This window comes from Burkholderia sp. Leaf177, assembly GCF_001424345.1.
Lineage (GTDB): Bacteria > Pseudomonadota > Gammaproteobacteria > Burkholderiales > Burkholderiaceae > Caballeronia.
This window is the reverse complement of record NZ_LMPF01000001.1, coordinates 372,040-392,808: the sequence shown is the minus strand read 5'-3', so window position 1 is coordinate 392,808 and position 20,769 is coordinate 372,040. Positions and strand designations below refer to the sequence as shown.

Annotated in this window: 19 protein-coding genes; 16 read left to right on the top strand and 3 right to left on the bottom strand. The window is 60.5% G+C overall.

What is annotated here, in order from left to right; all coding sequences use genetic code 11:
* Window positions 1-77: 77 nt before the first annotated feature.
* The 3 genes from ASG35_RS01795 to ASG35_RS01785 all read left to right on the top strand — a co-directional run bounded on the left by ASG35_RS01795 (window position 78) and on the right by ASG35_RS01785 (window position 3,036).
* Window positions 78-956, top strand: a complete 879-nt coding sequence (locus tag ASG35_RS01795) for a carbohydrate ABC transporter permease (protein ID WP_156392988.1) — start codon at window positions 78-80, stop codon at window positions 954-956.
* Window positions 946-1,803 (top strand): carbohydrate ABC transporter permease, encoded by an 858-nt coding sequence (locus tag ASG35_RS01790; RefSeq protein WP_200945673.1) that lies wholly within the window; start codon window positions 946-948, stop codon window positions 1,801-1,803. Before ASG35_RS01795 ends, ASG35_RS01790 begins: the two co-directional genes overlap by 11 nt.
* 114 nt (window positions 1,804-1,917) lie before the next feature.
* Window positions 1,918-3,036, top strand: coding sequence for an ABC transporter ATP-binding protein (locus ASG35_RS01785; protein ID WP_056352109.1), 1,119 nt, complete (start codon window positions 1,918-1,920; stop codon window positions 3,034-3,036).
* A gap of 98 nt (window positions 3,037-3,134) precedes the next feature.
* Here the strand turns inward: ASG35_RS01785 and ASG35_RS31165 are convergent, their stop codons facing one another.
* A complete protein-coding gene (locus tag ASG35_RS31165) occupies window positions 3,135-3,332 on the bottom strand; it encodes a hypothetical protein (protein WP_156392943.1) in 198 nt (65 codons plus the stop codon).
* A 623-nt stretch (window positions 3,333-3,955) separates the two neighbouring features.
* Between ASG35_RS31165 and ASG35_RS01780 the strand changes: the two genes are divergently transcribed.
* Entirely contained in the window at window positions 3,956-6,070 is a 2,115-nt protein-coding gene (locus ASG35_RS01780; protein ID WP_056352884.1) for a prolyl oligopeptidase family serine peptidase, read from the top strand.
* A gap of 329 nt (window positions 6,071-6,399) precedes the next feature.
* Here ASG35_RS01780 and ASG35_RS01775 read toward each other — a convergent pair whose 3' ends face one another.
* Complete coding sequence (locus tag ASG35_RS01775; protein WP_056352106.1) at window positions 6,400-7,617, bottom strand: Bcr/CflA family multidrug efflux MFS transporter; 1,218 nt, start codon at window positions 7,615-7,617, stop codon at window positions 6,400-6,402.
* Between the two features lie 351 nt (window positions 7,618-7,968).
* Here ASG35_RS01775 and hemL point away from each other — a divergent pair, with 351 nt between their 5' ends.
* From hemL to ASG35_RS01730, 9 genes are all read left to right on the top strand, one after another.
* The gene (hemL, locus tag ASG35_RS01770; protein ID WP_056352105.1) at window positions 7,969-9,252 is read left to right on the top strand and encodes a glutamate-1-semialdehyde 2,1-aminomutase; all 1,284 of its coding nucleotides are present in this window, start codon (window positions 7,969-7,971) and stop codon (window positions 9,250-9,252) included.
* 71 nt (window positions 9,253-9,323) lie between these two features.
* Window positions 9,324-10,448: a bifunctional diaminohydroxyphosphoribosylaminopyrimidine deaminase/5-amino-6-(5-phosphoribosylamino)uracil reductase RibD gene (gene ribD / locus ASG35_RS01765; protein ID WP_056352102.1), complete on the top strand. Its 1,125-nt coding sequence runs from the start codon at window positions 9,324-9,326 to the stop codon at window positions 10,446-10,448.
* Between the two features lie 26 nt (window positions 10,449-10,474).
* Window positions 10,475-11,104 (top strand): riboflavin synthase, encoded by a 630-nt coding sequence (locus ASG35_RS01760; RefSeq protein ID WP_056352100.1) that lies wholly within the window; start codon window positions 10,475-10,477, stop codon window positions 11,102-11,104.
* A gap of 69 nt (window positions 11,105-11,173) precedes the next feature.
* Window positions 11,174-11,521, top strand: coding sequence for a hypothetical protein (locus ASG35_RS01755; RefSeq protein ID WP_056352097.1), 348 nt, complete (start codon window positions 11,174-11,176; stop codon window positions 11,519-11,521).
* Window positions 11,522-11,524: 3 nt separating this feature from the next.
* Window positions 11,525-12,040, top strand: coding sequence for a hypothetical protein (locus ASG35_RS01750; RefSeq protein ID WP_056352095.1), 516 nt, complete (start codon window positions 11,525-11,527; stop codon window positions 12,038-12,040).
* Between the two features lie 142 nt (window positions 12,041-12,182).
* Window positions 12,183-13,355 (top strand): bifunctional 3,4-dihydroxy-2-butanone-4-phosphate synthase/GTP cyclohydrolase II, encoded by a 1,173-nt coding sequence (gene ribBA / locus ASG35_RS01745; protein ID WP_056352092.1) that lies wholly within the window; start codon window positions 12,183-12,185, stop codon window positions 13,353-13,355.
* 53 nt (window positions 13,356-13,408) lie between these two features.
* Complete coding sequence (ribH, locus tag ASG35_RS01740; protein WP_047896193.1) at window positions 13,409-13,912, top strand: 6,7-dimethyl-8-ribityllumazine synthase; 504 nt, start codon at window positions 13,409-13,411, stop codon at window positions 13,910-13,912.
* Entirely contained in the window at window positions 13,909-14,346 is a 438-nt protein-coding gene (nusB, locus tag ASG35_RS01735) for a transcription antitermination factor NusB (RefSeq protein WP_056352089.1), read from the top strand. The genes ribH and nusB overlap by 4 nt, the downstream gene beginning before the upstream one ends.
* The gene (locus tag ASG35_RS01730) at window positions 14,346-15,560 is read left to right on the top strand and encodes a pyridoxal phosphate-dependent aminotransferase (protein WP_156392942.1); all 1,215 of its coding nucleotides are present in this window, start codon (window positions 14,346-14,348) and stop codon (window positions 15,558-15,560) included. Before nusB ends, ASG35_RS01730 begins: the two co-directional genes overlap by 1 nt.
* Window positions 15,561-15,648: 88 nt before the next feature.
* On the opposite strand, the gene ASG35_RS01725 is transcribed toward ASG35_RS01730, so the two are convergent.
* Entirely contained in the window at window positions 15,649-16,815 is a 1,167-nt protein-coding gene (locus tag ASG35_RS01725) for a transglycosylase SLT domain-containing protein (protein WP_056352087.1), read from the bottom strand.
* Between the two features lie 607 nt (window positions 16,816-17,422).
* On the opposite strand from ASG35_RS01725, the gene ASG35_RS01720 reads away from it, so the two are divergent.
* Genes ASG35_RS01720 through ASG35_RS01710 form a run of 3 tightly spaced genes read left to right on the top strand, consistent with a single transcriptional unit; the run spans window position 17,423 to window position 20,766 of the window.
* Complete coding sequence (locus ASG35_RS01720) at window positions 17,423-19,030, top strand: UbiD family decarboxylase (RefSeq protein WP_056352084.1); 1,608 nt, start codon at window positions 17,423-17,425, stop codon at window positions 19,028-19,030.
* On the top strand, window positions 19,027-20,049 hold the full coding sequence (locus ASG35_RS01715; protein WP_056352082.1) for an asparaginase: 1,023 nt from the start codon (window positions 19,027-19,029) through the stop codon (window positions 20,047-20,049). Before ASG35_RS01720 ends, ASG35_RS01715 begins: the two co-directional genes overlap by 4 nt.
* A gap of 42 nt (window positions 20,050-20,091) precedes the next feature.
* Window positions 20,092-20,766, top strand: a complete 675-nt coding sequence (locus ASG35_RS01710) for a LysE family transporter (RefSeq protein WP_056352079.1) — start codon at window positions 20,092-20,094, stop codon at window positions 20,764-20,766.
* Window positions 20,767-20,769 lie beyond the last annotated feature (3 nt).

Below are 20,769 nucleotides of genomic sequence, written 5' to 3'. Positions count from 1 at the left end.
GGAGTCGAGAAGTGGCTGCCTCCCCTAGCGGTATCGCGAGCAAGACATCGCGCACCCCGCCCCGCCGCACGTCGCCCATGGCGGCGCTTGCCGATACATACATTCCCAAGCTAGTACTCGCACCCAGCGTGTTGATTGCGCTCGTGTTCGTGTATGGCTTCATTCTGATCACCGGGTATCTGTCGCTGACGAACTCGCGACTGATGCCGCGCTACGATTTCGTCGGCTTCCAGCGATACACCGAGCTGTTCTCCAACGACGTCTGGTGGACATCCGCCGCGAACCTCGGCTGGTTCGGCATTCCATTCATTGGAATCTGCGTCGGGCTCGGGCTGTTCCTCGCCATCCTGCTCGACCAGAAAATCCGCAATGAAGGTGCGTTGCGCGCAATCTTTCTGTACCCGATGGCGCTGTCGTTCATCGTGACGGGTACGGCGTGGCAATGGATTCTGAACCCGGGCCTGGGACTCGAGAAAGTGTTCCACGACTGGGGCTGGACGAGCTTTTCGTTCGACTGGCTCGGCAATCCGGACAAAGCGATTTTCTGTGTCGTGATCGCGGCCGTGTGGCAATCGACCGGATTCGTGATGGCGTTGTTCCTGGCTGGCTTGCGCGGCGTGGACGGCGAAATCTTCAAGGCCGCGCAGATGGACGGTGCATCGTTGCCGCGCATCTATCGGAAGATCGTGATTCCCAGCATGCGTCCGGTGTTCTTCTCCGTGCTGCTGATTCTCTGCCACATCACCATCAAGACGTTCGACCTCGTGGTTGCATTGACCGCGGGCGGTCCGGGCACGTCGTCGTCGCTGCCGGCCATGTTCATGTACACGTTTTCGTTCAACCGCGGTCAGCTCGGCGTGGGCGCAGCTTCGTCGATGATGATGCTTGCAACCGTCGTCGCCGTGCTCGTGCCGCTCATGTATCTGGAATCGAGGAGCACCCGCAATGGAATCTAAGATGACGATCAGCCGCGCCGTCATCTATGCGGCGCTGATCCTGTTTGCCCTGTATTTCCTGTTCCCGATCTACGTGATGCTCTCGACGTCCTTCAAGGACCTCGACCAGTTGCGCACCGGCAACCTGCTCACGCCGCCGACTTCGTTCACGTTCGCGCCGTGGGTCAAGGCGTGGTCGCAATCGTGCACCGGCGTGCGTTGCGACGGCATGGAACCGTTCTTCATGAACTCCGTGCGCATGGTGATTCCGGCGGTTCTGATTTCATCGATAGTCGGTGCGTTCAACGGTTACGTGCTCACGCACTGGCGTTTTCGCGGCGCGGACCTCGTGTTCACGTTGTTGCTGGTTGGCTGCTTCATCCCCTTCCAGGCCATCCTTTTGCCGATGGCGCGCCTGCAAGGCATGCTCGGGCTGGCAAATACAACGACTGGTCTCGTGCTCGTGCACGTGGTCTACGGCATTGCGTTCACGACCATGTTCTTCCGCAACTTCTACGTGAGCATTCCGGCGGAACTGGTGAAGGCGGCGCGTATTGACGGTGCTGGATTCTTCACGATTTTCACCAAGATCCTGCTGCCTGTTTCGTTGCCGATCTTCATGGTTTGCCTGATCTGGCAATTCACGCAGATCTGGAACGACTTCCTGTTCGGTATCGTGTTCTCGGGCGTGGATTCAATGCCGATCACGGTTGCGCTGAACAACCTCGTGAATACATCGACGGGCGTGAAGGAATACAACGTCGACATGGCTGCTGCGATCATCGCGGCTCTGCCCACCCTCCTCGTCTACATGGTCGCCGGCCGGTTCTTCGTGCGCGGCCTGACAGCGGGCGCGGTGAAGGGCTAGCCGTATCGCTGATTTCCGCGGGGCGTCGTCAACGACTGAACGGCGCCCGCGATAAAAGATCAACAGATGCGCGGACGACCACACTCAGCGCAGAGACATTAAAGGATTCATAGCATGGCAAGCCTTTCAATCCGCGACGTATACAAGACTTATGCGAACGGCGTCCCCGTTCTGAAGGGCGTGAACATCGACATTGAGGATGGTCAGTTCCTGATCCTCGTCGGCGGTTCGGGCTGCGGCAAGTCCACGTTGCTCAACATGATCGCCGGGCTGGAAACGGTCACCAAGGGCGACATCATGATCGACGGCAAGACGGTGAACAACCTCTCGCCGAAAGATCGCGACATTGCGATGGTGTTCCAGTCGTACGCGCTGTATCCGTCCATGACCGTGCGCGAGAACATCTCGTTCGGCCTGAACATTCGCAAGGTGCCGAAGGACGAACAGGCCGCGATCGTGAAGCGCGTGTCCGACACGCTGCAAATTCAGCATCTGCTCGACCGTAAGCCCGGCCAGTTGTCCGGCGGTCAGCGTCAGCGCGTGGCAATGGGCCGTGCTTTGGCGCGCGATCCGGTCATGTTCCTGTTCGACGAACCGCTCTCGAATCTCGATGCGAAGCTGCGTATTGAAATGCGTTCGGAAATCAAGTTGCTGCATCAGCGCCTTGGCACGACGATCGTGTACGTGACGCACGATCAGATTGAAGCCATGACGCTCGGCGACCGGATTGCGGTGATGAAGGACGGCGTGGTGCAGCAGTTCGGCGCGCCGCAGGACATCTACGATTCGCCTTCGAACCTGTTCGTGGCGGGTTTCATTGGCGCGCCGCCGATGAATTTTATCGATGGCAAGCTGGTCGAGGCCGGATCGGGCGTGGGTATCGAACTCGACACGGGTGTATCGCGTACCGTGCTGAACCTGCCTTTCGATGCCGCAGCCGTGCGCGGCAAGATCGGGCAGAACGTAATTCTCGGTTTGCGTCCGGAGCGCATTACCGATGCCCGCAGCGCGCACAACGTTGAAGACGCGAGATTGCAGCCGGTTGAAGTCAAGATCGATGTGATCGAGCCGACGGGACCGGACACGCTCGTGTTCACGCAAGTGAACGGCAAACGCGTGGTGAGCCGCGTGCATCCGGCAGCGAACCCGCAACCGTTGACGAACATGACGCTGTTGTTCGACGTATCGAAGGCAGTGCTGTTCGATGCGAAAACGGAAGAACGGTTGGCTTGATAGCTAGAAAAGGTTGGCTGGACGCCGCACAGACCGGAAGGGCTGCGCGGCTTTTTCATGTGTGAAGTGCAAAAACAATTTTTAACTCACGCGTCGCGTCATCGGCGGCGTTTGGCTTCGTCGCGCACATCCTTCTCGCTTGTCTTTCCTGTCTTTCTTCGCATTTCTTCGAGAGTAGTGTCAGGTTGAAACCCGGGAATCGGCCGTGGTAGGTTTTCATTCTTGGTATCGCTGCGTTTTTGTCTGATCCGGCCATCCTCGTTCCGGTGACGGTCATCAAGTCCAGGTTCTTTCATGTTTTTGTGTTCCTTATGGAAAGAATGGTCAGTAGTGGGGACCAATTTATTTACCGGTGCTGTGCCGACGCGCCGATCCCGATAACTTGGAAACGGCGGGGCAAGGCCATGCGCATAGATAGTTGCGCCCGAATCTATTACCTGTCGCCCGTTGGCGTTACCAATACCCAATAGGGCTCTCCGTTTGGCGTCGGCGGCATTACGTTGCCGATTCCGATTGAACGTGTGACTTTTGAATTTCCGTTAGGAGACCAGACACCGCCCTTCGGGCATTTTTCACCAACTTTTGCAGTTGTCATCGTTTGTTATCCTAGTAAAAGTATTGCAGTCGGCCATTACTTTGCCGCTTCAAATCAAAGGGATACTTAAGTTTCGAAACGTCGAACATTTATTTATTTTTAGTGCGTCTACGCAATAATCCTTCGAATCGTTTCACAATCGAATCGGATTTTTCCGAAATCGCGTCGGTCTTGATCAGTTTCAGCAAATCGCAATTGCTGCCAATTTTTCGTGGGAATTCGCTCGCCGCCGCGTCCCGTGACGTCATCAGGCACAATCGCCGCTTCGCATCACGAACACGGTCGGCGTTCTGCCGGCAATCCAACGCAGGCGCGCCTCTCCACATGACAGACTCTCTCTTCAGCCGACATCCCGAACTCGAATGGCCCGCCGGCACAGATGCCGATCCGTTCATCGAACTCGAGGCGCTCGATAACGCCCGCGTCGATCAATGGGTCGATGCGCAAAACGCGCGCACGACAAACGCGTTCGGCAAGACGCCCGAAACCGATGCGCTCACCGCGCGCCTGAAAAAAGCGTACACGTCGCAGGAACGCATCGTGTCGTGCTCGCGATATGGCGACTGGGGCTACAACACGTGGCAGGACGAGGCGAATCCGCTTGGCATCGTGCGTCGAACACCGTGGGCTGCATGGCTTGCGGGCAAGGCGGAATGGCAGATCATCCTGGATGTCGACAAGCTCGATCTCAACAACAATCCCGCCGATGCAACCCGCTGGGCCCTGCACGACTTCGACATGCTTTATCCCACCTGGGACCGCGCGCTAGTGAGCCTGTCGCCGGGCGGCTCGGACGCGTGTCTCGTGCGCGAATTCGACATCGAACTACGCACCTTCGTGGCGGACGGATTCGCGCTTCCCGATGTCGGCAAGCATGGTATTTCGTGGATCGATCGCGACACGGTGTACGTCGGCTGGGACGATAGCGCGCACAGCAAGAAACCCGCGCTGACCACCTCCGGCTTTCCGCGTCAGGCGCGCAAATGGAAGCGCGGCACGAAGCTGGCCGATGCGCCTATCGTATTCGAAGGCAAGCGCCGCGATGTCTCGGCGGGCGTGGATTACGATCAACTCGAAAATTTGCACCTCGCGTCGCGCGCGACATCGTTTTTCGAGACGTTGCAATACTGGCTCGATGAAACCACCGGCGAGTGGCAACAATACGATGTCCCGCCTCACGCCGAACTTGAACACTGGAACGGCTGGCTGTTCGTGACACCGCGCGAACCGTACAGCGTCAACGGCCGCGTCCATGCCGGCGGATCGTTGCTCGTTATCCGCCGCGACGCTTTCCTGAATGGCGATCGCGATTTCACCGTGCTGTTCGCGCCGTCGGGCCGCAACGTGCTTGCTGATATCGACTTCACGAAGCACTGGCTGCTTGTATCGCAGATGAACGATGGCTCGCCGCACGTCGAGTTGTTTGCGCCGCCCGTTGACCTGAAGGGCGACTGGACCCGCCGCGATTTTGCGTTGCCGGCTGCGAGCCAGTCGTACGTGGATTCCATCGACAGCAAACGTGACGACACCGTGCTCGTGCACGTCGAACATTTCCTGAGTCCGCCGTCGTTGTACTTCGCCGATCTGGCCGCGCCCGAAAGCGAATGGCAATTGCTCGCGCGCCTTCCGGCTCAATTCGATGCAACCGGTCTTGTCGCGGAACGCCGGCACGCCGTGGCGCCCGATGGCGTGCAGATTCCCTACTGGCTGGTCGGCCGCGAAGAGAACATCAAAGGTGAGCGATCGGCGCCGTGTTTGCTATATGGCTACGGTGGTTTCGAGGTTGCGCTCGACCCGCACTACGACGCGACCACTGGCATGGCATGGCTCGAGGGCGGCGGTCTGTACGCGGTCGCGAACATTCGTGGCGGCGGCGAGTTCGGGCCGGACTGGCATCAGGCGGCGCAGCGGGAAAAGCGCCAGGTTGCCTTCGACGACTTCATTGCCGTTGCGGAGGCACTGGTGGCATCGGGCGTAACGACATCGAGACAGCTTGCTGTGCGTGGTGGCAGTAATGGCGGTTTGCTCGCGGGCGTCATGCTTGTGCAGCGGCCGGAGTTATTTGGGGCGGTGTTATCGGAGGTTCCGCTGCTCGACATGGCGCGGTTCCATTTGTTGTTGCAGGGAGCATCGTGGATAGATGAGTACGGCGATCCTGACGATGCTGCCGACTTGCGTTTCCTTGCGACCTACTCGCCCTACCAGAACGTGAAAGCGGGAGTTGATTATCCGCCGGCGTTGTTCACGTCATCGGCGACGGATGATCGGGTGCATCCGGGGCATGCACGAAAGATGGCCGCGAAAATGCAGTCGCAGGGCCATGAACGTGTCTGGTATCTGGAAAATCGTGATGGCGGACATGGCGCGGGCGTGGAAGCGGAAAGCATCGCGAGGGTAGAAGCCACGACATTCACATTCTTGAAAAGGACGATTGGCTAACCGAAACACGCAGAGAGCAAATACCTCCAGCCAAGGTTGGTTTCCGTATTGATGGCTACCCACACTGGTGGCGAAGCGTGTGGGTATCTAATGCCGGAGGGGGAGGGTTTCGACAGGACGCGGTTATACGCTGAGGGTACTTCTTGCGTGCCAAGCAGTTGAAGAATTAGCGGTTGAGAGGCGTTTTCTTTGCTTCGTTTCTTTGTCGCCGTTTGGACAAAGAAATGAAGTCCCGCCACGGACAGTGGCTAACAGTGCTAGAGAGAACAGAAAACAGGGAACTCGCGAAAGCTTAAAAAGCAGGAACCCCACCCGCAAACGACTACGCCCTACTCCCGCACCTTAACCGGCGTCCCATGCCACCTTAAAACCAGCGTCCGCCCGGCAAAAGTCAACACCCCCGTCACGGCAATAACGATCCCCATCCCTTTCGGCGTGCCATCGTGAAGCATCCCGATAGCCAGACTGGCGACAGCACCCAACGCCAACTGCACCGCCCCAAAAACCGCCGCTGCGGCGCCCGCATTCCTCGGATACCGATGCATGAGATCCGTCGTGCAATTCGCCGAAAGCAGCCCCACTACGCCCACGACAAAAAACAAACACCCAACGATCGACCACAACCCGCCAAACCCTGTAATACAAACAAACGCCGTACAAAGCGCGGCAACGACACTAACAAACGAAGCAATCGAAATCAGCTTCGGCGACCCGAGCACTCCGACCAGCCGTGTATTGACCACATTCCATCCAATAATCCCGATGATGTTCATTCCGAAGAAGAACCCATAGTGCTGCGGTTTCACATGAAAGTAGTCGATATAAACAAACGGCGTCGCGGTGATATACGCGAACATCGACGCGAACGCCATCCCGCCGCACAGCATGTGCCCCCAGGTAACGGGATCGCTGAGCAAATGCCCGTACGCGGCAAACGAGCGCCCGACCGCTGAGGAAGCGCGTTTCTCGCGCGGCCACGTTTCGGGCACGCGCCAATACGTCGTCACGGCGCACACCAGCCCGAACAACGACAATGTGACGAACACCGCGCGCCATCCGCCGAGCAGCAGCAATTGCCCGCCGATCAACGGCGCGAGCAACGGCCCGATCGACGTCACGATTGCGAGCATCGACAACACGCGTGCCGCATCTGAGGGCGCGTGGGCATCGCGAGCGATTGCCCGTGCCAGCACGGACGCCGACCCCGCCCCGAGCGCCTGCAAAAAGCGCAGCACGACAAGAGAATCGATGGAAAACGACAGCGCGCATCCCACGCTTGCAAGCGCATACAAAATGATGCCGCCGAGCAAGACGGGCCGACGCCCATAAGCGTCCGACAGCGGTCCGTACACGAGCATGCCGAGCGAGAACCCGAGCATGAAACTGGTCAGCGTGATCTGCGCGGCGGCCGGCGTCGTGCCGAATGCATCGGCGAGAGCCGGCAGGCTCGGCAAATACATATCGATGGAAAGCGGACCGCACGCCGCGAGCGCACCGAGAAGAAGGATCAGCCGGCGGTCGGAACGGCGCTTGATTATTTCGGGCATGAGTGGCGAGAAGGAACTTGGAAGAAAGGCAGAAGCTGGTTGCACGCGGGCCGCAAAACTCGATCGGAAGCCGGGAAAATCGCGCGCGGCGCGCAAAAACAGACTTAAACGAAGCCTTAAAAATGTAAGCATTGTACGCGCCCGGATTTGGCGAACCTTGCGTACGGCGGCCAGAACTGCCGCCCTTGCGGCCTGATCCGGGCGACTCCGGTACAATTTCAGCCTGATTTCCTGCAGCCGTGCCGACGCGCCGGACCACTTCCCGACGCCCGATCGAACTCGATGGTTCCGATCAAAAGCCCGCGGCGCAGCCCTCTCAAGCCGAACCCGTCATCCAGCGCAGGTCCAGTCATGTCCAGAAATGAAGCTCTCTTCGAACGCGCCCAGAAAACCATTCCGGGCGGCGTGAATTCGCCCGTGCGCGCGTTCCGCTCGGTCGGCGGCACGCCGCGGTTCATCGAACGCGCACACGGTGCGTACTTCTGGGACGCCGATGGCAAGCAGTACATCGACTACATTGGTTCATGGGGGCCGATGATTCTGGGTCACGTGCATCCGGAAGTGCTCGACGCAGTCCAGCGCGTGCTGGCAAACGGCTTCTCGTTCGGCGCGCCCACCGAATCCGAGATCGAGATTGCCGAAGAGATCTGCAAACTGGTTCCGTCGATAGAACAGGTTCGCATGGTCTCGAGCGGCACCGAGGCGACCATGAGCGCGCTGCGCCTCGCGCGCGGTTTTACGAAGCGCGACCGGATCATCAAGTTCGAAGGCTGTTATCACGGCCACGCAGACAGCCTGCTCGTGAAGGCGGGATCGGGGCTGCTGACGTTCGGCAACCCAACCTCGGCGGGCGTTCCGGCAGACATCGCCAAACACACTACCGTGCTCGAATACAACAACGTCGAGCAGTTGAACGAGGCGTTTGCCGCGTTCGGCGGGGAGATTGCATCGGTGATCGTGGAGCCGGTGGCCGGCAACATGAATCTCGTGAAAGGCTCGCCGGAATTCCTTCAGGCCTTGCGCGCGCGTTGTGATGAATACGGCTCGGTGCTGATTTTCGATGAAGTCATGTGCGGTTTTCGCGTTGCGCTAGGCGGCGCGCAAGAGGTCTACGGCATCAAGCCGGACCTCACGTGCCTCGGCAAAGTGATCGGCGGCGGCATGCCCGCTGCGGCGTTCGGCGGCCGGCGGGACATCATGGCGCATCTCGCCCCGCTCGGCGGCGTTTACCAGGCGGGAACCTTGTCGGGAAATCCGATCGCGGTCGCGGCCGGCTTGAAGACGCTGCAACTGATCCAGGCGCCGGGTTTCTACGAGACGCTGACAAAACAAACGCGCCGTCTCGCCGATGGCCTCGCTGCCGTCGCCAAGGAAGCCGGTGTGCCGTTCTCGGCCGACGCAATCGGCGGCATGTTTGGTCTTTACTTCGCCGAGAGCATTCCGGCGAGCTTCGCCGAGGTCACGAAAAGCGACACGAAACGCTTCAATGCTTTCTTCCATGAAATGCTCGATGCGGGCGTGTACTTCGCGCCATCGGCGTATGAGGCGGGCTTTGTTTCGATCGTCCATGACGACGCCGTGATCGACGCCACACTCGATGCCGCCCGCAGCGCCTTTGGCCGGCTTGCTGCCTGAGTCGCTCAGGCCGCTCAAGTCGCTCAAGTCGTTTCAAGCTGAAAGCAGAAAGAAGAAAGGAGGCCGCCGCAATGTTCTCGCAGACCGATTTCTCGCACATGGAGCGCGCGCTGGCGCTGGCCGCGCGCGGGATGTACACGACCACGCCGAATCCGCGCGTCGGCTGCGTGCTGGTGAAGGACGGCGATGTCATCGGCGAAGGATTCACCCAGCCTGCCGGCCAGGATCACGCCGAGATCCGCGCGCTGAAAGACGCGCGCGCCCGCGGCCACGATCCGCGTGGCGCCACCGCTTACGTGACGTTGGAGCCGTGCAGTCATTTCGGCCGCACGCCGCCGTGCGTGAACGCACTGATCGAGGCGCGGGTCGCGAAGGTCATTGCGGCAATGGAAGATCCGAATCCGGCTGTTTCCGGGCGCGGGCTGGCGATTCTCCGCGATGCCGGTATCGATGTGCGCTGCGGCCTGCTCGCCAACGAAGCCTATGAACTGAACATCGGATTCGTGTCGCGCATGACGCGGCGCCGGCCGTGGGTGCGCATGAAAGTCGCGGCCACGCTCGACGGCCGGACGGGTTTGCCGAACGGCGACAGCCAGTGGATCACTGGCGAAGCCGCGCGCGCCGATGGCCACGCGTGGCGGGCGCGTGCATGCGCGATCCTGACGGGAATCGGCACTGTGCGCGAGGACGATCCGCAACTCACGGTGCGCGCGGTGGACACGCCGCGCCAGCCGCAGCGCGTGTTGATCGATAGCCGGCTGGATGTATCGCTCGAAGCACGGATTCTGGAAGGCGCGCCGCCTTGGATCTTTTGCGGCGCCGAGCCCGATCCCGCGAAAGCCGATGCGCTGCGTGAACGAGGTATCGAGTTCACGCCGCTTACGAATGAACACGGCAAGGTCGATCTTCCGGCAATGCTCGGCATTCTCGCCGACCGTGGTATCAACGAGTTGCATGTGGAAGCCGGGCACAAGCTGAACGGCTCGTTGTTGCGGGAAGGTTGTATCGATGAATTGCTGATCTATCTCGCGCCGAGTTTGCTTGGCAACGCGCCCGGCATGTTCGACTTCACGCCGCCCGGGACACTCGAAGCGCGGCCGCATTTGCGGTTTCATCGCATAGACCGGATGGGCGACGACGTGCGGATCCTCGCGCGTTTTGCCGACGTGAAAGCGCACGCGCAACCTATTAGCTAACGCACCACTCCTAAGGAATTTCCAGCATGTTCACAGGAATTGTCGCGGCGGTCGGCCGCATTGAAGCCGTTACCCCGCTCGGCTCCCCCGCCGATGCCGATACCGGCGTGCGCCTCACGGTTGCATCGGGCGGACTGGAGCTCGCGGACGTCGAACTCGGCGACAGCATCTCGATTCAGGGTGCGTGCATGACCGTGATCGAAAAATCGGCGGGATCGTTTGCCGTCGATGTCTCGCGGGAAAGCCTGAACAAGACGGCCGGCCTCTCGCAACCCGGCGATGTCAATCTGGAAAAGGCGCTACGCGCGCACGACCGGCTGGGCGGGCATCTGGTATCGGGACACGTGGATGGCTTGGGCGAAGTGACGCGCTTCGAACCCGTCGGTGAATCGCATGAGCTGCGGATCATGGCGGCGAAGGATATTGGCAAGTACCTGGCTTACAAGGGCTCGGTGACGGTGAATGGCGTGAGCCTGACGGTGAACAGCGTGACCGATCGGCCAGATGGATGCGAGTTTTCGATCAACCTGATCCCGCATACGGTGGAAGTGACGACCCTGCGGTATCTCAAGGCGGGTTCGAAGGTGAACCTGGAGATCGATTTGATCGCGCGGTATGTGGAGCGGATTCTAAGCGCATCGAAAACAGCGAATTAGAAACACATAATTATGTGTAACACATGATTATGTGCTAAAGTTTTCGCCTATTCAACGAAGAGGTGCGTGATGGCGGAGACGGTCAATTTCACCGGCGCAGTCGATCGGGAACTGCTTAAGCGCGCCAAGATTCTCGCGGCAAAGTCCGATACGTCGATCAACGCACTTTTTAACGCCGAACTGCGCTATCTGGTCGAAACTTTCGAAGCGGCGGAAGCAGGCAACAACCAGAACTTCCGCACGCTGCTCGACTTTTCGCTTGGTCGTATCGACGACAATCAGGCCATGCTGGCGCTCGGTATCGACAGCGACGAGGACTTGTTCCTGCTCATGGCGCGAGCTCATCTGCCTATGCCGCGATTACCCGAAGCCACTGTGAGCGGCATGATCGACGACCTGAACGCGCTGCGCAAATAATCGATGCCGGCCAATACCACCCTGCTTCCTGATGCAGGGCCGCTGATCACGCTCGCCTACGCAGATGCGCTCGACCTTTTGCTCGTACCAGGCTGGTCTGTAGAACTGGTCGATATGGTGCTGCACGAAGTAACGCGCAACCAGACGCCTACAAGTGAGCGAATTGCTGCCTGGGTCCGCGAAAACGGCGTGGCCGTTGTCGAGACCAAAGTTTTCCACCATTACATGCAGTTCGACAAAGCCGCCCCGGCCCGTAAGGCCAATCTTGGCGAGTTAGCCATCCAGGAAGCCATGAATGGCCTTGGCCTCGACGAAAAGCGGACCGGCGTTTTCCTGTTCGAGGATCACAAGATCGCGCGCGCCAGCTTTCTGGTTCCAAACAATTGCCGGAAAGTTTCCACTCGCGCCTATCTCATGTTTCTGGAGCAACAAGGTCTGATTGATTCATCGGCGCAAATCGCGCGCAAGGCGATCCTCGCGGGAAGGCACTTTTCGCAGATTCGCTTCCCGCCTGACTGACTCGGCAGGCAGTGACTCGATATCGACCTCGGCACCGCCCGCTTCCGTCTGACGCCCGGCACGCCTCGAAACCGGCAAAACCCCCGCGTTGCCCTCCCCGGTGGCGTAAAATACGCCCTTTCCCGAACGGACGACCATCGCAATGACGCTCGCCTCCACTCCAGAGATCATCGCTGAGCTGAAAGCAGGCCGGATGGTGATTCTCGTCGACGAAGAAGACCGCGAAAACGAGGGCGATCTCGTCATCGCCGCCGATTTCGTGACCCCGGAAGCGATCAACTTCATGGCGCGGCACGGCCGTGGGCTGATCTGCCTGACCATCACGCCGGACCGCGCACGCCAATTGAACCTGCCGCTGATGACGCAGAAAAACGGCACGCAATACGGCACGGCGTTCACGGTGAGCATCGAGGCAGCCGAGGGCGTGACGACCGGAATTTCGGCATCGGATCGCGCACGCACGATCAAGGCAGCGGTCGCGCCCGACGCGAAAGCGGAACACATCGTTCAGCCGGGCCACGTTTTTCCGATCATGGCGCAACCCGGCGGCGTGCTGGTTCGCGCAGGACACACGGAAGCCGGTTGCGACCTGACGGCGTTGGCGGGTTTGACGCCGGCGTCGGTGATATGCGAAGTGATTCGCGACGACGGCGAAATGGCGCGCCTGCCCGATTTGATCGAGTTTGCGAAGCTGCACGACATCAGGATTGGCACGATCGCCGACCTGATTCATTACCGTTCGCGAACTGAATCGATCGTTCAGCGCGTCGCCGAACGCACCATGCAGACGGCGCACGGCGCGTTCCGGGCGGTGCTGTATCGCGATCAGCCGAGCGGTTCGCCGCATATCGCATTGGTGCGCGGTCGTCCCGCGCCGGATCGCGAAACACCGGTGCGCGTGCATGAGCCGCTGTCGGTGCTGGATCTGCTGGAAGTGGATTCGTCCACGCATTCCTGGACGCTCGATGCCGCCATGAAGGAAATCGCCGCGCGCGACCTGGGCGCGATCGTGCTGCTCAATTGCGGCGATACAAAAGAGCACCTGGTCGATGTCTTCGAGGCGTTCGAACAGGAAGATAAAGCGGCTGAACTAAAGCGCCGGCCGATCGACTTCAAGACTTACGGCATCGGCGCGCAGATTCTGCGTGAACTGGGCGTGGGCAAGATGCAGGTTCTGTCGAATCCGCGCAAGCTCGGCAGCATGTCCGGTTACGGACTCGAAGTGACGGGTTTCATTCCCATGCCCGGCTGCCCTGCAACGCCATCCACGGATTCCGGCGATGCCGCTTCGATCGCTCATTTGCGCTCTGTCTGACTGAATGCTCGCCGGCTCAACACCACACGTAAAACACTGAAAACGGATAAATAATGGAAATCGGACAATATCAACCGAACCTCGACGGCGACGGATTGCGCATCGGCATCGTGCAATCGCGCTTTAACGAACCTGTGTGCAATGGCCTCGTCGATGCCTGCACGGAAGAACTCGAACGGCTTGGCGTGATCGGTGAAGACGTGCTGCTCGTCACCGTCCCGGGCGCGCTCGAAATTCCGCTGGCGCTGCAAAAGCTGGCTGAATCGGGTCAATTCGATGCACTCATCGCGCTCGGCGCCGTGATCCGCGGCGAGACATATCACTTCGAGCTGGTATCGAACGAAAGCGGCGCGGGAATCTCGCGCATCGCGCTCGACTTTGGCACGCCGGTCGCAAACGCCGTCCTGACTACCGAAAACGACGAACAAGCCGTGGCCCGCATGACGGAAAAGGGCCGCGACGCAGCGCGCGTGGCGGTCGAAATGGCCAACCTTTCGGTCGCGCTGGAACAGCTCGGCGGCGACGATGAAGACGAAGACGACGAGGACCGTGCATGAAAAGCGCTCGACGCCGCTCGCGCGAACTCGCGACGCAAGGGCTTTACCAATGGTTGCTGTCGGCTTCGCCCGGCGGCGAGATCGACGCGCAGCTGCGCGGCGCGCAAGGTTACGATAAAGCGGACCAAGAGCATCTGGACGCCCTGCTCCACGGCGTGATCAAGGAAGCGGACATCATTTCCGCCGAACTCCAGCCGTGCCTCGACCGGCCGCTCGACCAGCTTTCGCCGGTCGAACGCGCGGTGCTGATGGTCGCCGCGTTCGAGTTCAAGCATCACCTGGACATTCCGTATCGCGTGGTGATCAACGAAGCGATCGAATTGACCAAGACCTTCGGCGGCTCTGATGGCCACAAATACGTGAACGGCGTGCTGGACAAACTTGCCGTCCAGTTGCGTCCGACCGAAGCACAAGGCCGCGGCCAACGAAGCTGATGAATTTCGCCAAGGACCCATTGCGCGCGGTCTCGCGGAAAGCGATTCGCTACGCCGCGCGCGTTGACGCCATTGAGCCGTTCTACGTGATGGAACTGGCAAAAGAAGCGCAGGCGCTCGAACGCGCGGGGCGCGACATCATCCATATGGGTATCGGCGAGCCGGATTTCACGGCGCCCGAACCGGTGATAGCGGCAGCCACCGACGCGTTGCGGCGCGGCGTTACGCAGTACACGAACGCGCTCGGGCTGGCGTCGCTGCGCGAGGCGATCTCCGGTCATTATCGCGATGTGTTCGGACTCGATATCGATCCGGCGCGCATTGTGGTGACGGCGGGGGCATCGGCGGCGTTGCTGCTGGCGTGCACGGCACTGGTCGATCGCGATGACGAAGTCCTGATGCCCGATCCGTGCTACCCGTGCAACCGCCATTTCGTGGCGGCGACTGAAGGCCGTCCGGTTCTGATCCCGAGCGGTCCGGCCGAGCGGTTCCAGCTGACCGCGGCACAGGTCGAAGCGCACTGGACGCCTGCTACGCGGGGCGTATTGCTCGCGTCGCCATCCAATCCGACGGGGACGTCCATCGAACCGGCGGAGCTGGCGAAAATCGTCGATGTCGTGCGGTCGCACGGCGGTTTTACCATCGTCGATGAAATCTATCAGGGCTTGAGTTACGACGCGAAGCCGGTATCGGCGCTTTCGCTCGGCGACGATGTCGTCACGGTGAACAGCTTCTCGAAGTACTTCAACATGACCGGATGGCGGCTCGGCTGGCTGGTCGTGCCGCCTGAAATGGTATCGACGGTCGAAAAACTGTCGCAGAACCTGTTCATTTGCGCGTCCGCGCTTGCGCAGCACGCGGCGCTTGCTTGCTTCGAGCCAGCCACGCTTGCCATCTATGAGTCACGGCGGCTGGAATTTGCTCGCCGACGCGATTTCATCGTGCCGGCGTTGCGCACGCTCGGGTTCGAAGTGCCCGTGATCCCGGATGGTGCGTTCTACGTTTACGCCGATACGCGCCACGTCGCGCATCCGGCCGCCGGCGACAGCACGGCTCTGACGCGTTCGATGTTGCACGATGCCGGTGTGGTGCTGGTTCCTGGCAACGATTTTGGCGTTCACGCGCCGCGGGACTACATCAGGTTGTCGTACGCGACCGCGTATTCGAAACTGGAAGAAGCCGTGCAGCGTCTCGGGACGTTGTTCCGGGTCTAGCCGTCGCCGCCTCGCGAAGCCATTCAGCCATTAAAAAAGCCGTTCCAGCCTGATGCAGGAACGGCTTTTTTATTTGTGCAACGGCTGATTAAGCGCCGAACTCCCACGACCCGCCGTGTTCATGCTTGGCTTGCGCCGCGGCGTCGTCGGTTTCATTGCGATCGCTCGCTTGCGGCGACGTAGTCTTGGCAGGCGCCGCGATCGGCGGAACACCGTCAAGCGTGAAATGCACCCGCTTTTCCGTGGAACCATTACCCGACGCATTCGCCGACGCCACCACCGTCTTCGGCGCAACCGGCTGTGCCGGCGCTTGCGGCGCGTTGATCGGCACGTTGCGGCCGCGAGCGACGTCACGAAGACGTGCGCGCTCGGCGAGAACCTTAGCGCCGTAACCGCCGTCGTCCTGCGATGTCGAACCTACGTAAAACCGCAGGCCGCCAGCCACCGAACCGCCACGCGCGATGCAATCCTTCAGCACCAGCGCGCCCACCTTGATGTTCGCGAGCGGCTCAAGCGCGGCGTGCGAACCACCAAAATACTCGAATTTGTCTGAGTGAACCTTCGACATGACCTGCATGAGGCCCTGTGCGCCCACGCCGCTCTCGGCGTAGGGATTAAAGCCCGATTCGATAGCCATTACCGAAAGGAGCAGCAGCGGGTCGAGGCCGACTTCGCGGCCGGTATCGAACGCTGCACGCACCAGTTCGCTCACTGGGTCTTGCGCTACGTGATAACGCCGCGCAATGAAATTCGCCACCAGATTCTGTTCCCGCGATGAAACCAGCACGCGGTCGTCGCGTGCATCGGCTACCACACGCTGCGACGAGATTGCGCTCGCGAGCGTGGAAACCGTCGGCAAGGTACGCGGGTCGAGCCCGTTTGGCGACACCGCCAGGCTCAGCCCGCCGGTCAGCTTGCGGGCGCTGTCGTCGTCGCTGGCAGCCGAGCCGAGCGACGTCGCTTCGCCGTTACGCAATGCTTCTTCACGTTGATGACCGATTGCAAACGGCGGCAAAGGCTGGCCGGCAAGCAAACGCGCCGGGCCGGCCTGGACAGCGGCGGAAACCATCGGCATCAACTTTGCGGCGAAGGAACCGCGCCAGGCGGGAAGCAGCCACAGCGCAAGCGCCGTAACCACGGCCGCGCAGCCGACCAGGCTGAACACGGTAAGACTCATATGTTTGGCGCGACGTAGCCCGGCGCGTAGATACAGCGCTAAGCCAGCGTCAGGACGCCACGAAAACCAAGCATTCATTGGAGCTCCCAAATGCATTGATTTCTACAGATGTAAACGTTAAAAACCGCTACGCCACGCAGAAATCGATACCGCCAGCTCTGGGACAGCCCACGAGCGGTATCGGGAAAACGGCACAAACCGTTGGGACAGCCCTAACCGGAATACTTCGATTCCGGGTGCGCGCAGCACGAAGAACATGCCGGGGCGCGCACACAGGCCACCACGCGAAAAACCGGCGAAGAAGAGCGCCGGCGAGAAGACCAATGCCACTACTTACCGGAACAATCCGGCCGGGTGACGCAAAGCGTCGTTTCAACAGACCCGCGGCACTGGTAAAAAGTTTCATTCGGTGTTGTCAATGTCGATGGATTCTAGCAGCCTCAAATGATCCGTCAATGCTGAGAAATGTAAAACCTATTACTTCTGGTTATTATGAACAGTGTTCAGGAGGCTCAAACCACCTTCCCAAGCGGTTTTCCAGCGGCTGAGTCCGAGTTGTGCCGTTGTGTGACCTGACGTACCGACATCAACACAGGTAAAATCGACAATCGCCCGCGCGCGCTTGGGGCATCCGAGCGCCCCGGCTCTAGTCCTCCTTTCCTTGCAGGCCCCGACTCTTCAGCCGATGAAATACAAAGATCTGCGCGACTTCACCGCCCGCCTTGAAACGCTCGGCGAGTTGCGCCGCATCAAGCAGCCCGTTTCCCCCGTTCTTGAAATGACCGAGTTGTCCGATCGCGTGTTGCGTGCGGGCGGCCCCGCGTTGCTGTTTCAAACACCGACCGGACACTCCATGCCGGTGCTGGCCAACCTGTTCGGCACGCCGCGGCGCGTGGCGCTGGGAATGGGTATCGAAACGGAAGCGCAGGCCGCTTCAGACCCCAGTCTTCTCAGCGATAAAGCCGCGCTCGAGTCCCTTCGCGATGTCGGCCGATTGCTGTCCGCGCTCAAGGAACCCGAGCCGCCAAAGGGATTGAAGGACGCCGGCAAGCTGTTCTCGCTTGCCAAAGCCGTGTGGGACATGGCGCCGAAAACAGTCAGTTCGCCGCCGTGCCAGGAGATCGTGTGGGAAGGCCAGGACGTCGATCTCGCGCGTCTTCCAATTCAGACATGCTGGCCGGGCGACGCCGGGCCGCTGATCACATGGGGACTCACCGTCACGCGCGGTCCGAACAAGACGCGGCAGAACCTCGGCATTTACCGGCAGCAACTGATCGGGCGCAACAAGCTCATCATGCGATGGCTCGCGCACAGAGGCGGCGCGCTCGACTTCAGGGAATTCGCGCTTGCCAATCCGGGCAAGCCATATCCGGTGGCCGTTGTACTTGGCGCCGATCCCGCAACCATTCTCGGCGCCGTGACGCCTGTGCCCGATTCGCTGTCGGAATACCAGTTCGCCGGATTGCTGCGCGGCGCGAAGACGGAATTGGCGAAGTGCCTGACGCCAGGCGTGGACACATTGCAGGTTCCGGCGCGCGCCGAGATCGTGCTGGAAGGATTCATTTATCCGCAAGATGGTCCCGTGCCGCAAGCGCCCGAAGGCGCGCCGCCGAGGCCATCGAATCAGGCGTCGGGCAAATACGAGCACGCGCTCGAAGGCCCGTATGGCGATCACACGGGTTACTACAACGAACAAGAGTGGTTCCCGGTCTTCACGGTCGAGAAGATCACCATGCGCCGAGACGCGCTTTATCACTCTACGTATACAGGCAAGCCGCCCGATGAACCCGCGGTCCTCGGCGTGGCGCTCAACGAAGTGTTCGTGCCGCTGCTGCAAAAACAGTTCACCGAGATCACGGACTTCTATCTGCCGCCCGAGGGTTGCAGCTACCGCATGGCGATCGTGCAGATCAAGAAGAGTTATCCGGGCCATGCCAAGCGCGTGATGTTCGGCGTCTGGAGCTTCTTACGGCAGTTCATGTATACGAAGTTCATCGTGGTGGTCGATGAGGACGTCAACATCCGCGACTGGAAGGAAGTGATCTGGGCGATCACGACGCGCATCGATCCATCGAGAGATACCGTGCTCGTCGATAACACGCCGATCGACTATCTGGATTTTGCGTCGCCGAAAGCAGGGCTCGGATCGAAGATGGGGCTCGACGCCACGAACAAATGGCCGGGCGAGACGGATCGCGAATGGGGCCGGCCAATCGTAATGGACGACGCAGTCAAGCGCCGCGTGGATGCCCTCTGGGACGAGATCGGCTTTACAGGAGGAACACGTTCATGAGCATTGCGGCGACGGTTTATCGTGGGGAATCGGTGGAAAACACGCACGCCGCGCACGTCGCGGTGGTCAATGCCGAGGGCCGCTTGTTATATGCGTTCGGCGATCCGTTGCGTATGACGCTCGCGCGGTCCGCCGCGAAACCCGCGCAAGCGCTGGCCGTGCTGGAAACGGGCGCGCTCGAACGTTTTGGTTTCGATGACGCCGACCTCGCCCTGATGTGCGCATCGCATAACAGCGAGCCGCGGCACATCGAACGCGTTCAGGCGATGCTCGCCAAGGCGCACGCAACCGAAGCCGATCTTCGGTGCGGCGGCCATCCGCCGTTATCGGACGCGGTCTGGAAAGACTGGATCAAACGCGACTTCACGCCAACGGGCGTGTGCAGCAACTGCTCGGGCAAACACGCGGGGATGCTGGCGGGCGCGCAGGCGCTGGGCGCGGCGATCGCGGACTATCACTTGCCCGATCATCCTATGCAAGTCCAGGTCAAGCGGATCATGGCCGAGATTTGCGATCTTCCAGACGATGGCGTGCATTGGGCCATCGACGGATGCAACCTGCCCACGCCGGCTTTTCCGCTGGACCGGCTCGCGCGGCTGTTCGTCAGGATCGCGGACGCCAGCTCGGGTGAGCAAACCTCGCAGCGCTCGGCCGCCCTCGCCCGGATCTATCGCGCGATGACCACGTATCCGGAACTCGTCGCTGGCGAACGACGCTTTTGTACCGCGCTGATGCGCGCCTTCGATGGCGAACTCGTCGGCAAAGTCGGAGCCGAGGCGAGTTATGCGATCGGCGTGCGCGCATCGGGTTCGCGAGAAGCCCTGGGCATTGCGGTGAAAGTGGAGGACGGCAACAACGCAGCACTTTACGCAATCGTGATGGACGTGCTCAGGCAACTCGACATTGGCACCGGCGCACAACGCGAGAAGCTCGGTGCTTATCGCAATCCGCGAATGAGCAACACGATGGGTATTGAAACAGGGCGGCTTGAGATCTCCGTACCGCTTGAACGCGTGTAATCACTGCCTCACTTAACAACAATCAAGAAGGGACAAGCCTGGATGCACGCGTTGCCGTTGTTGTCGGATGGATTTTTTCTCTCGTTGTCGTTGTGTCTGGATATCGGTATTGCAAACGTCGCGATCATCTCGCTGACGCTTTCCCACGGTTTCAAACCCGGCATGATGCTGGGCCTCGGCACGTGCGCCGGCGACCTGATTTATGCCGCGCTGGCGCTCGCGGGCATGGCGGCGCTGCTTCAGTTCGATGCCGTGCGCTGGGTCGTGTGGATCGGCGGTTCGATCGTGCTGCTGTTTCTCACCTTCAAGATGGCGCGCGAGGCGCTTTATCCGGCATCGGCGCCGCCGGTCGAAGGCGAAGCCGATGTCGCCACATCGCGACCCTCGCATCTGCGCAGCTTTCTGCGCGGCGTGTTGCTCGCGGTTTCATCGCCGAGCGCCATTTTGTGGTTCGCCGCGGTGGGCGGCGCGCTCATCGCGAAAGCCGGCGCTACCGGCAAAATGAGCGCATCGATATTCCTCGCGGGATTCCTCTTCGGCGGCCTTGCGTGGACCGTATTTATCTGCACGCTCGCAAGTCATGGCCGCAAGCGCGCGGGAACGGCGTTGCTGCGCGCTTGCCACGTTTTATCGGCGGTGCTGTTCGCTTACTTCTCGTACAGCGTGATCGTGCATGGATACCGCGACCTGATCCTGAACGGCGGCGCGCCGGTCTGACGC